Consider the following 11420-nt stretch of genomic DNA (forward strand, 5'->3'; position numbering starts at 1 on the left):
GGCCGCGGGGTCGGGGGTGCGCCCCCGTCGCCCGCCCGCGATGATCGGGGCGTGCCCGAGGGAGACACCGTGTGGCTGGCCGGGCGGCGCCTGCACCGGGCCCTCGCGGGCGAGGTCCTCGTGCGCACGGACTTCCGGGTGCCGCAGCTCGCCGGCGCGGACCTCGCCGGTCGGCGGGTCCTCGAGGTCGTGAGCCGGGGCAAGCACCTGCTCACGCGCGTCGAGGGCGGCTGGACGTTGCACACCCACTTCCGGATGGACGGCACCTGGCACCTCTACCGCCACGGCGAGCGGTGGCGCGGCGGGCCGCAGTGGCAGGTGCGGGTGCTGCTCGTGACCCGGGAGTGGCAGGCGGTCGGCTACCGCCTGCCGGTGGTGGAGCTGCTCCCGACGGCGCAAGAGGACCGTGCGGTGGGCCACCTGGGGCCCGACCTGCTGGGGTCCGACTGGGACCAGGACGAGGCGCTGCGCCGGCTGCGCGCCGACCCCGACCGCGAGGTGGCGCAGGCGCTGCTCGACCAGCGGAACCTCGCCGGCATCGGCAACCTCTACAAGGCGGAGTCCCTCTACCTCGCCGGCGAGAGCCCCTGGACGCCCGTGCGCGAGGTCGGGGACCTACCGGCCCTCGTCGACCGCGCGCACCGGCTGCTCGTGGTCAACCGGGAGCACTCGGCGCAGGTCACGACCGGGGACAAGCGCCGCGGGCGCGAGCACTGGGTGTTCGGGCGCGAGGGGCAGCCCTGCCGGCGGTGCGGCACCGCGGTGCGGATGGCCGAGCAGGGGCCGGCGCCGTACGCGCGCGTCACCTGGTGGTGCCCCGTCTGCCAGCCCGGGCCCGCGCCAGAGCCGGTGCCGCCGGCGCAGCGGCGCCCGCCGCCGGTCGGCCAGCGCACCTACCGACCCTGAGCAGCCGGTCCGGGTGCGGCCGGGGGTCGTCGGGGCGGCGGCGGGGTGCTCAGGCGGCGGCGCCGACCCGCAGCGCCACGCCGTGCGGACCCCCGTCCACGCTCTCGCGCCGCTCGGGCGCACCGGTGGCGTCGTCCGGAGCGCCGCCCGGCGCCTCGAGGCCGTCGCGCCGGTCGGCCCCGGCCCGGTCGGCGTCGCCCGCCACGCCGTCCACCGCAGGCTCCCCCGCGTCGTCGCGCGCGTCCCCGAGGGCGTCGACCCCGGCGTCGACCCCGGCGTCGTCCCCCGCGTCGTCGAGCGCGTCGGCCGGCGACCCGGCCTCGCCGGCGCGCCGCAGGCCCAGCGTCTTGCCCGCTGCCTCCAGCCCGGCCAGGCCGAGGGGGGTGCGCACGGCCGCCTGCCCGGCAGCGGTCGGCACGGCTGCGGTGGGGACGGCACCGGTCGGGACGGCACGGGTCGGGACGACACCGGTCGGGCCGGCGGCGGAGGCCTCGACGGCCGGCGCCGCGGTCACGTCGGTGCGGGCGTCGCCCTCCGGCCGCCGGGCGTCCTCGGCCCGGGCGAGCTCGTCGCTCACGTCGCGCAGCACGCGTGACATGGGCACGTCCAGGGCCCCGCAGATCGCCCCGAGGAGCTCGGAGGAGGCCTCCTTCTGCCCGCGCTCGACCTCGGAGAGGTAGCCGAGGGACACCCGCGCCTTCGCGGACACCTCGCGCAGGGTGCGGCCCTGGTCCTGGCGCCGGTGGCGCAGGGCGTCGCCGAGCAGCGTGCGCAGGAGGACCATCGGCTCCCCCTTCCCCGTGATCGGCGCCTGACGCGGCGTCACCGCCTGGGCTGGCCGGGCCGCACCGGGGGGTGCGGTCCGCGGCGCGGGAGCGCCCGGAGCGGTGGCTGCCGCGGCCCGCTCCGGCACGGTGCCGGCGCGGGGCGTAGTCGCCCGGCCGGGGGGCCGGGTGGGACCGCGCCCTGCCACGGTAGCGGTGCGGGCGGTGCGCAGCGCGCGGTACGAGGTCTCCGTCACGACCGCTGCAACGCTGTAATCACCCCGCCTGTTCCGCGCCGCCGGCCGGCGGGGCGTCGAGCAGCTCCAGCAGGAGCGCGAGGGCGGCGGCGACGGCCCCCTCGCGCACCGCGCTCCGGTCGCCGGGCAGGTGCAGGCGCCGGACGAGCTCGCCCTGCGGGCCCGTGGCGGCCACCCAGACCTCCCCGACGGGGCGCCCGCCCTGCGGCTCCGGGCCCGCCACTCCCGTCGTCGCGACGCCGTGGCCGGCGTCGAGCCGCGCGGCCGCGCCGCGCGCCATCTGCCGCACGACCTCGCCGTCGACCGGGCCCGTGGCGGCGAGCCGCTGCCGGTCCACGCCGAGCAGGGTGGCCTTGAGGTCGGTCGCGTAGGCGGTCACGCCGCCCCGCAGCACCGCGGACGCGCCGGGCACGGCCACCACCGCGGCGGTGAGCAGCCCCCCGGTGAGCGACTCGGCGACGGCGAGGGTCGCCCCCCGAGCGGCCAGGCGCTCGACGAGCCGCGGGGCCAGCACCTGCGGCGTCGCGGGAGCGCCGCCGTCCTGCCGGTCGCTCACGCGCCGGCGACCACGCCGCGGCGCAGCCGCAGCGCCCGGACCACGTAGTCGACGCCCGTGACCACGGTGACGACGACCGCGGCCCCCATGATGACGGCGGCGACCAGGTGCCCCGGGTCGGGCAGCGGCAGCACGAGCAGGCCGATGGCGACGAGCTGCAGGAGGGTCTTCAGCTTCCCGCCGCGGCTCGCCGGGATGACCCCGTGGCGGATCACCCAGAAGCGCAGCAGCGTCACGCCGAGCTCGCGGACGAGGACGACGACGGTCACCCACCACCACAGCTCGCCCAGCAGGGACAGCCCGACGAGCGCGCTGCCCGTGAGCGCCTTGTCGGCGATGGGGTCGAGCAGCTTGCCCAGGTCGGTGACGATGCCGCGCGAGCGCGCCAGCTCGCCGTCGACGTAGTCCGTGACCGCGGCCACCGCGAAGGCGACCCACGCCGCGACCCGCCAGCCGGCCTCGTCCCCGCCGCCGGCGAAGAGCAGCACGACGAACACCGGCACCAGCACGAGCCGCGCCACGGTCAGGTAGTTCGCGACGTTCCAGGCGCTGACCCGGCGGTGCGCCAGCGGCTCGCGCCGCGCAGCGCTCATCCCCGGCTCGGGCGCCCGCCCGCGGCGCCCGCGGACGCGCCCGCCGGCGCACCCGCCCCCGCCACGGCCCGCGCCTGCAGGTCGACCCCCGACGATCCCGTGACGACGGCCGGCACGAGGTCGCCCACCCGCGCACCCGGGACCGGCGCGAGGACGGTCGTGCCGTCGACCTCCGGGCCCTGGTGCTCGGCGCGGCCCTCGAGGGTCCCGTCCGCGTGCACCTCCTCGACGAGGACCTCGACCCGCTCCCCGACCCGCTCCTCGGCGCGCTGCGCCGTCAGCTCGTCGACGAGGGCGGTGACGCGCTCGACGCGGGCGCGCACCTCGTGCTCGGGCAGCGCCCCGTCGAGGCCCGCCGCCTCGGTGCCCTCCTCCGCGGAGTACCCGAACACGCCGACGACGTCGAGCCGCGCCCCGACGAGGAAGCGCTCGAGCTCGTCCAGGTCGGCCCCGGTCTCGCCGGGGAAGCCGACGATGACGTTGCTGCGCGCGCCGATGCGCGGCGACCGCTCCCGGAACCGCGCCAGCAGCTCGAGGAAGCGGTCGGTGTCGCCGAAGCGGCGCATCCGGCGCAGGACGGCCGGGGCGGAGTGCTGGAACGACAGGTCGGCGTACTGGGCCACCCCCGGCGTGCCGGTCAGCACGTCGACGAGCCCGGGGCGCACCTCCGCCGGCTGCAGGTACGACACCCGCACCCTCTCGACGCCGTCGAGCGCCGTGAGCTGCGGCAGCAGCGCCTCGAGCAGCGCGAGGTCGCCGAGGTCCTTGCCGTACGAGGTCGAGTTCTCGCTCACCAGCACGAGCTCGCGCACGCCCTGCCCGGCGAGCCAGGCCGCCTCGGCCAGCACGTCCTGCGGCGGGCGCGACACGAAGGCGCCGCGGAAGGCCGGGATCGCGCAGAACGAGCAGCGCCGGTCGCAGCCGGAGGCCAGCTTCAGCGGGGCGACCGGGCCCCCGCCGAGGCGGCGGCGCAGCACGCGCGGCCCGGACGCCGGTGCCACGCCCTCGGGCAGCGGGTCCGCCCCGTGCCCGGGCACGGCGACCCGCGAGGCCTGGCGCTGCACCGGCGTCAGCGGCAGCAGCCGGCGCCGGTCGGAGGGCACGTGCGCGGCCGGCCGCTCCCCGGCGAGGATCCCGCGCAGGCGCGCGGAGATGTCCGCGTAGTCGTCGAACGAGAGCACGGCGTCGGCCTCGGGCAGGGCGGTGGCGAGCTGGTCGCCGTACCGCTCCGCCATGCACCCGACGGCCACGACGGCCTGCGGGCGCGCCGCGCCCTTGAGGTCGGCGGCCTCGAGCAGCGTGTCGACCGAGTCCTTCTTCGCCGCGTCGATGAAGCCGCAGGTGTTCACGACGACGACGTCCGCGTCCTCGGCGTCGTCGGCGAGGTCCCAGCCGTCGGCGTCGAGGCGTCCCGCGAGCTCCTCCGAGTCCACCTCGTTGCGGGCGCACCCGAGGGTGACGAGGGCGACGGAGCGGCGCTGCGGGGCGGGCGGGGAGGACGCGGGCACGGGGCCAGCGTAGGCGCCCGCCGGGACCCCGGCGCCCACCTCAGCCGCCGCGGACGTCGATGAGCAGGCCCGGCAGCTCCTCCGGGGTGACGAGCACCTCACGGGCCTTGGACCCCTCGCTGGGGCCGACGACGCCGCGCGACTCCATGAGGTCCATGAGCCGCCCCGCCTTGGCGAAGCCGACGCGCAGCTTGCGCTGCAGCATCGAGGTCGAGCCGAACTGGGTCGACACGACGAGCTCGATGGCCTGCAGCAGCAGGTCCATGTCGTCGCCGACCTCCTCGTCGACCTCCTTGGCCGGCCCGGCGGGGGCGGTGACGTCCTCGCGGTACGTCGGCTGCAGCTGCTCCTTGCAGTGCTTGACGACCTCGGCGACCTCGGCCTCGGTCACCCAGGCGCCCTGCATGCGCATCGGCTTGCTCGCGCCCATGGGCAGGAACAGCCCGTCGCCCTGGCCGACGAGCTTCTCCGCCCCCGGCTGGTCGAGGATGACGCGGCTGTCCGACAGGCTCGACGTGGCGAAGGCCAGCCGGGACGGCACGTTGGCCTTGATGAGGCCGGTGACGACGTCGACGGACGGGCGCTGCGTGGCCAGCACGAGGTGGATGCCGGCGGCGCGCGCGAGCTGGGTGATGCGGACGATGGAGTCCTCGACGTCGCGCGGGGCGACCATCATGAGGTCGGCGAGCTCGTCGACGACGACGAGCAGGTACGGGTAGGGGCGCAGCACCCGCTCGCTGCCCGGCAGCGCCGTCGTGGTCCCGGCGCGCACGGCCTTGTTGAAGTCGTCGATGTGGCGGAAGCCGAAGGCCGCGAGGTCGTCGTAGCGCATGTCCATCTCGCGCACGACCCACTGCAGCGCCTCGGCGGCCTTCTTGGGGTTGGTGATGATGGGCGTGATGAGGTGCGGCACGCCCTCGTACGCGGTGAGCTCCACCCGCTTGGGGTCGACGAGGACCATGCGCACCTCGTCGGGCGTGGCCCGCAGCAGGATCGAGGTGATCATCGAGTTGACGAAGCTCGACTTGCCGGAACCGGTGGCGCCGGCCACGAGCAGGTGCGGCATCTTCGCGAGGTTCGCGCAGATGAAGCCGCCCTCGACGTCCTTGCCGAGCCCCACCACCATCGGGTGGTGGTCGTTGCGCGCGACCCGCGAGCGCAGGACGTCGCCGAGGCTGACGACCTCCTTGTCGGTGTTGGGGATCTCGATGCCGATCGCGGACTTGCCGGGGATCGGCGAGAGGATGCGCACGTCGGCGCTGGCGACGGCGTACGAGATGTTCTTGCTCAGCGCCGTGACCCGCTCGACCTTGACCGCCGGGCCGAGCTCGACCTCGTACCGGGTGACCGTCGGCCCGCGCGTGTAGCCGGTGACCTGCGCGTCGATGTCGAACTGCTCGAGGACCGTGGTGAGCGCCTCGACGACGCCGTCGCTGGCCGCGGAGCGCGCCTTGTGCGGCGAGCCCTGGCGCAGGGTGTCCGCGGGCGGCAGCGTGTAGGTGACGTCGCCGGACAGCAGCAGCTGCTCCACCCGCTGCGGCAGCGGGCTGGGGTCCGCGGGCGCCGGGTCGAGGGACACGCCCTCCCCCGCCTCGTGGCCCACCGGCTGCGCCGGCGGCCCCGCCGGCTGCCCCGCCGGCTGACCGGGCTGCAGCGCCGTCGCGCCCGAGCCGGTCCGGGCGCCGGGGACGGCGGGCGCGCCCGGCGCACCGGCGCTGGGGGGCGCAGCCGGACCCGACGCACCGGCGGCGGTGCCCTCGGGGGCCTCCTCGGCCGGGCGGCGCCGGCGCCGCCGGCCGTCCGGCTCCTCCAGGACGGGCGTGTCGAAGGGGCGGTCCGGGTCGCCGTCACCGGTGCCGGCCGCGCCGCGGCGCCGGCGGGCGGCGTGGCGCGGCGGCTCGTGCTCGCCCGCGCCGGCGGCGTGCCCGTCGCCGTGCCCGTCGTGCCCGTCGTCGGGCCCGGCGCGGTGCAGCAGCAGGTCGCGCAGCCAGCGGGCGCGCTCGGGGACGGCGTACAGCGGCGTCGCCGTCGTCACGAGGAGCCCGAAGAGCAGCAGGAGGGCCAGCAGGGGCACCGCGACGTACGGCGTCACGGCCGCGACGAGCGGGCTGGACGCGAGGAAGCCGACCATGCCGCCGGCGGCGCGCAGGCCCTCGGGGTCGGGCGGGGCCGGCACGCCGTGCGCGACGTGCACCAGCCCGCAGACCGCGACGAGGACGGCTGCCAGGCCGATGCTCGTCCGGCTCGTGTCGTGGGTGCGCTCGGGGTGGCGCAGCAGGCGCACCCCGAGGGCGAGCAGCAGCAGCGGCACGGCGAGCCCGACCTGGCCGAAGGTGCCGGTGACCACCGCGTCGACGACGTCGGCGGCGCGCCCGGTGAGCCCCCACCAGCTCACGGCGGCCACGACGAGGGCCAGCCCGAGGCTGGCCAGGCCGATGCCGTCGCGGCGCAGCGCGGGGTCGAGGTCGCGGGCGCCGTGGCCCACGCGGCGGACCGTCCCGCCGACGAGGTGCGCGAAGCCGGTCCACACCGCCGCCAGGCCGCGGCCCAGCGCCGCCAGCGCCCGGACGAGCGGCCCCGGCCCGCTGCGGACCGGCGCCCTGCGCGCCCCGCCGCGCCCGGAGCCGGCGGCGCCCCGCGACCCGGCACGGGTCGCCCCGCCGCTGCGCGGCGTCGCGCGGGTGGCGCCGCCCCCCTTGGCCGAGGGCGCGCGCCGGGTGGAGCCGCCCGAGCGGGAGGTCGTGGGCGTGCGGGTGGCCATGCCGCGAAGGCTACCCCTCGTCACACCAGCCCCACCCGTCCCAGCGCCCGCGCCGGGGTGTCGCGGGCGCGCACCGGGACCTCCGGCCCCTGGGCGGCGCCGCCGGCGCGGCGTACCGTCGCAGGCAGGGGCCGCGCACCGTCGCGGCGGCCGGGCGCGCGCCCCTCGAGCACCGCCGCCCCCTGCGCGAGGACCCTGCCATGACCGTGACGAGCCCCTCCCCCGGCGGCCTGTACGCCGTCGACGCGCTCCTGCGCTCCAGCACCGCGGCGCAGGGCGCCGACCCCGCCCTCACCGCGGCGCGCAGCGGCGACGACGTCGTGCTGCGCTTCGCCCTGCCGGGCGTCGACCCCGACCGCGACGTCCAGGTGCGCGTGCTGCCCGGCCTGGTCCCCCGCCTCCTGGTCGAGGGCGAGCGGCGCTACCGGCACGTCGAGCGCACCGGCGACTGCGTGCACCACGAGGTGCGCCACGGCGCGTTCCGCCGCACGTTCACGCTGCCGGCCGGCCTGGGCCCGGAGTGCGTGACGACGACGTACGGCGCGCTCGACGGCGTGCTCACCGTCCGGCTGCGCGGGGCGGCGCGCGCCGCGCGGGGCGCCGCTGGCTAGGGCGGCGGCGCCCGGCGCGCGGTGTCAGACCTCGACGACCATCGGGATGATCATCGGGCGGCGGCGGAACCGGTCGCTGACCCAGCGCCCGACGGTGCGGCGCACCACCTGGCGCAGCTGGTGGGCGTCGGCGACGCCCTCCGTCTGGGCCCGGTCGAGCGCGGCCTCGACGAGCGGGCGCACCTGGTCGAAGACCGAGTCGTCGGCCCCGAAGCCCCGCGCGTGGATCTCCGGCCCGCCGGTCACCTTGCCGGTCACCGAGTCGACGACGACGACGACCGAGATGAAGCCCTCGTCGCGCAGGATGCGCCGGTCCTTCAGCGAGCTCTCGTCGACGTCGCCCACGGTCGTGCCGTCCACGTAGACGTAGCCGCACGGCACCGCCCCGACGATCCGCGCGCGCCCGTCGACGAGGTCGACCACCGTGCCGTCCTCGGCGAGCACGACCTGGTCCTGCGGCACGCCGGTGGCCACCGCGAGGTCGGCGTTGGCCCGCAGGTGCCGCCACTCGCCGTGCACCGGCATGACGTTGCTCGGGCGCAGGATGTTGTAGCAGTAGAGCAGCTCGCCGGCGCTGGCGTGGCCCGAGACGTGGACCATCGCGTTGCCCTTGTGCACGACCTTGGCGCCCCAGCGCATGAGGCCGTTGATGACCCGGTAGACCGCGTTCTCGTTGCCCGGGATGAGCGAGGAGGCCATGAGCACCGTGTCACCGGGGCCGACCCGGATCTGGTGGTCGCGGTTGGCCATCCGGCTCAGGGCGGCCATGGGCTCGCCCTGCGAGCCCGTGCAGACGAGCACGACCTGGTCGTCGCGCAGGTCGTCCAGCTGCTTGACGTCGACGACGAGGCCCTCGGGCACGTGCAGGTAGCCCAGCTCGCGGGCCAGGCCCATGTTGCGGACCATCGAGCGCCCGACGAAGGCGACCTTGCGCCGGTGCTCGGCGGCGGCGTCGAGCACCTGCTGGATGCGGTGCACGTGGCTGGCGAAGCTGGCCACGATGACCCGGCGCTCGGCGGTCTGGAAGACCCGGTCGATCGCCGGGGCGATGTCGCGCTCGGGCACGGTGAAGCCGGGGACCTCGGCGTTCGTCGAGTCGACGAGGAACAGGTCGACGCCCTCGTCGCCGAGCCGGGCGAAGGCGCGCAGGTCGGTGATCCGCCCGTCGAGCGGGAGCTGGTCCATCTTGAAGTCGCCGGTGTGCAGCACGACCCCCGCGCGGCTGCGGATGACGACCGCCAGCGCGTCGGGGATCGAGTGGTTCACCGCGATGAACTCGCAGTCGAAGGGGCCCAGCCGCTCGGACTGCCCCTCGCGCACCTCGAGCGTGTAGGGCGTGATCCGGTGCTCGGCGAGCTTGGCCTCGATGAAGGCGAGGGTGAGCTTCGAGCCGACGAGCGGGATGTCGGGCTTGAGCCGCAGGAGGTACGGCACGCCGCCGATGTGGTCCTCGTGCCCGTGGGTGAGCACGATGGCGTCGATGTCGTCGAGCCGGTCCCGCAGGTAGTCGAAGTCCGGGAGGATCAGGTCGACGCCGGGCTGGGCGTCCTCGGGGAAGAGCACCCCGCAGTCGACGACGAGCAGCCGGCCGTCGTGCTCGAAGACCGTCATGTTGCGCCCGACCTCGCCGAGGCCGCCGAGCGCGACGACGCGCAGCCCCCCGTCGGGCAGGGGCGGGGGCGGGCCGAGCTCGGCGTGCGGGTGGCTCACGGGAGCGCCACCCCGCCCGCGACGAGGTCGGCGGCGAGGCGCTGGACCTGCTCGGGCGTCGCGTCGACGAGCGGCGGGCGCAGCGGACCGGCGGGCAGTCCGAGGAGGGTGAGGGCGGCCTTGGTCAGGATGACTCCCTGGGTGCGGAACATGCCGGTGTAGAGCGGCATGAGCTCGAGGTGGAGGCGGGTGGCCTCGTCGGGGCGCCCGCCGGCGTGCGCGTCGGCGAGCGCGCGCAGCCGCTCGCCCGCGACGTGCGCGACGACGCTGACGAAGCCGCAGCCCCCGACGGAGAGCAGCGGCAGGTTGAGCACGTCGTCGCCGGAGTAGTAGGCGAGGTCGGTCGCGAGCATGACGAGCGACGTCGCGCCCAGGTCGCCCTTGGCGTCCTTGACCGCCACGACGCGCTCGTGCTCGGCGACGCGCAGCAGCGTGGGCGTCTCGATCGCCAGGCCGGTGCGGACCGGGATGTCGTAGAGCATCACCGGCAGCCCGCTGGCGTCGGCGATGGCGGTGAAGTGCCGCACCAGGCCCTCCTGGGGCGGGCGGCTGTAGTACGGCGTCACGGCGAGCAGGCCGGTGGCGCCGGCCTTCTCCGCGCGGCGGGCCAGCTCGCAGCTGTGCGCGGTGTCGCTCGTGCCGACGCCGGCCAGCACGTGCGCCCGGTCGCCCACGGCCTCGACCACGGCGCGCACGAGCCGGTCCTTCTCGTCGTCGCTCGTGGTCGCCGACTCCCCCGTCGTCCCGCTGACGACGATCCCGTCGTTGCCGTGCGCGACGAGGTGCTCGGCCAGCCGTTGCGCGCCGTCGAGGTCGAGCCCGCCGTCGGCGTCGAACGGCGTGACCATCGCGGTGAGCACCCGGCCGAACGGCACGGGGCGCGGGGGTGGGGCCATGCGCCGAGGCTACCGCCCGCCCCGTCGCGGCCCCGGCACCGCAGCGCCGGTCACGGCCCGACCCGGCGCGCCTGCAGGAACGCGGCGTGGGTCAGCGGCATGAGCCGGGCGAAGTGCTCCTCCATCTGCTCGGCGACCATCGCGATCTCCCGCTGCGGGTACGACGGGAACGCGGCCTCGTCGTGGCGCGTGCGCAGCGACAGGAAGGCCATGAGGGAGCGCGCGTTGCACGTGGCGTACATCGACGAGAACGTCGCGACCGGCAGGACCCCGCGGGCCACCTCGCGCGCGACGCCCGCGCCGAGCATCGCGCGGTAGGCCGCGTGGGCGCCCTCGCAGGCCCGCCGCGTCTGCTCGGCGACGACCCGGCGCTGCTCGTCGGTGCCCGGCTCGAAGGTGTAGGCCCCGGCCTTGCCGACCTGCACGAGGTCGCGGTCGTCCGCGGGCACGTAGAACACGGGCGCGAGCTCGCGGTAGCGCCCGCTCTCCTCGTTGTAGCTCCAGCCGGTGCGGTGGCGCTGGAACTCGCGGAACACGAAGATCGGCGCGGTCACGAGGAACGTCATGCTGTTGTGCTCGAAGGGCGTTCCGTGCCGGTTGCGCAGCAGGAACCGGATCAGCCCCGCGTGCGCCGCCGGGTCGTCGGCGCGCTGCTCCTCGGCCCGCTCGCCGGCCGTCGACACCCGCGCCGCCGTCACCACGTCGGCGTCGGAGGCGCTCGCGCGCACGAGCTCGACGCCGACGTCGGAGCGCCAGACGGGCTCGGGCGTCGCTGCGGCGGTGGTCATGGCGGCTCCACGGGCGGGGGTCGGGCGGACGTCAGGGAGACTAGCGACGCCCGCCGACAGCCCCGCCCCG

Annotated in this window: 9 protein-coding genes and 1 pseudogene; 2 read left to right on the top strand and 8 right to left on the bottom strand. The window is 76.8% G+C overall.

Annotated features, from left to right (window positions below):
- Nucleotides 1–51 precede the first annotated feature (51 nt).
- A complete protein-coding gene (locus D5H78_RS09710; protein ID WP_119950236.1) occupies nucleotides 52–906 on the top strand; it encodes a DNA-formamidopyrimidine glycosylase family protein in 855 nt (284 codons plus the stop codon).
- Nucleotides 907–1449: 543 nt separating this feature from the next.
- On the opposite strand, the pseudogene D5H78_RS20455 reads toward D5H78_RS09710, so the two are convergent.
- From D5H78_RS20455 to D5H78_RS09735, 5 genes and pseudogenes are all read right to left on the bottom strand, one after another.
- Nucleotides 1450–1690, bottom strand: a pseudogene (locus tag D5H78_RS20455) (helix-turn-helix domain-containing protein); the annotation flags it as partial.
- Between the two features lie 256 nt (nucleotides 1691–1946).
- On the bottom strand, nucleotides 1947–2483 hold the full coding sequence (locus tag D5H78_RS09720) for a CinA family protein (RefSeq protein WP_245941632.1): 537 nt from the start codon (nucleotides 2481–2483) through the stop codon (nucleotides 1947–1949).
- On the bottom strand, nucleotides 2480–3076 hold the full coding sequence (pgsA, locus tag D5H78_RS09725) for a CDP-diacylglycerol--glycerol-3-phosphate 3-phosphatidyltransferase (protein ID WP_119950237.1): 597 nt from the start codon (nucleotides 3074–3076) through the stop codon (nucleotides 2480–2482). Before pgsA ends, D5H78_RS09720 begins: the two co-directional genes overlap by 4 nt.
- Nucleotides 3073–4584 carry a 30S ribosomal protein S12 methylthiotransferase RimO gene (rimO, locus tag D5H78_RS09730; RefSeq protein WP_119950323.1) on the bottom strand — a complete coding sequence of 504 codons (1512 nt, stop codon included), beginning with the start codon at nucleotides 4582–4584 and terminating at the stop codon, nucleotides 3073–3075. The genes pgsA and rimO overlap by 4 nt, the downstream gene beginning before the upstream one ends.
- 40 nt (nucleotides 4585–4624) lie before the next feature.
- The gene (locus D5H78_RS09735; protein ID WP_177891199.1) at nucleotides 4625–7345 is read right to left on the bottom strand and encodes a DNA translocase FtsK; all 2721 of its coding nucleotides are present in this window, start codon (nucleotides 7343–7345) and stop codon (nucleotides 4625–4627) included.
- 200 nt (nucleotides 7346–7545) lie between these two features.
- On the opposite strand from D5H78_RS09735, the gene D5H78_RS09740 reads away from it, so the two are divergent.
- Complete coding sequence (locus tag D5H78_RS09740) at nucleotides 7546–7956, top strand: Hsp20/alpha crystallin family protein (protein WP_119950238.1); 411 nt, start codon at nucleotides 7546–7548, stop codon at nucleotides 7954–7956.
- Nucleotides 7957–7980: 24 nt separating this feature from the next.
- Here the strand turns inward: D5H78_RS09740 and D5H78_RS09745 are convergent, their stop codons facing one another.
- Genes D5H78_RS09745 through thyX form a run of 3 tightly spaced genes read right to left on the bottom strand, consistent with a single transcriptional unit; the run spans nucleotide 7981 to nucleotide 11350 of the window.
- Entirely contained in the window at nucleotides 7981–9666 is a 1686-nt protein-coding gene (locus D5H78_RS09745) for a ribonuclease J (protein WP_119950239.1), read from the bottom strand.
- Complete coding sequence (gene dapA, locus D5H78_RS09750) at nucleotides 9663–10562, bottom strand: 4-hydroxy-tetrahydrodipicolinate synthase (RefSeq protein ID WP_119950240.1); 900 nt, start codon at nucleotides 10560–10562, stop codon at nucleotides 9663–9665. Before dapA ends, D5H78_RS09745 begins: the two co-directional genes overlap by 4 nt.
- A gap of 50 nt (nucleotides 10563–10612) precedes the next feature.
- Entirely contained in the window at nucleotides 10613–11350 is a 738-nt protein-coding gene (gene thyX / locus D5H78_RS09755; RefSeq protein WP_119950241.1) for an FAD-dependent thymidylate synthase, read from the bottom strand.
- Nucleotides 11351–11420: the final 70 nt, after the last annotated feature.

The organism is Vallicoccus soli, assembly GCF_003594885.1.
Taxonomy (GTDB): Bacteria; Actinomycetota; Actinomycetes; order Motilibacterales; family Motilibacteraceae; genus Vallicoccus; species Vallicoccus soli.

Coding starts and splice junctions, on each gene's coding strand:
- pgsA (WP_119950237.1), bottom strand. CDS start 3,076: ATGAGCGCTGCGCGGCGCGAGCCGCTGGCGCACCGCCGGGTCAGCGCC.
- D5H78_RS09735 (WP_177891199.1), bottom strand. CDS start 7,345: ATGGCCACCCGCACGCCCACGACCTCCCGCTCGGGCGGCTCCACCCGG.
- D5H78_RS09740 (WP_119950238.1), top strand. CDS start 7,546: ATGACCGTGACGAGCCCCTCCCCCGGCGGCCTGTACGCCGTCGACGCG.
- dapA (WP_119950240.1), bottom strand. CDS start 10,562: ATGGCCCCACCCCCGCGCCCCGTGCCGTTCGGCCGGGTGCTCACCGCG.
- thyX (WP_119950241.1), bottom strand. CDS start 11,350: ATGACCACCGCCGCAGCGACGCCCGAGCCCGTCTGGCGCTCCGACGTC.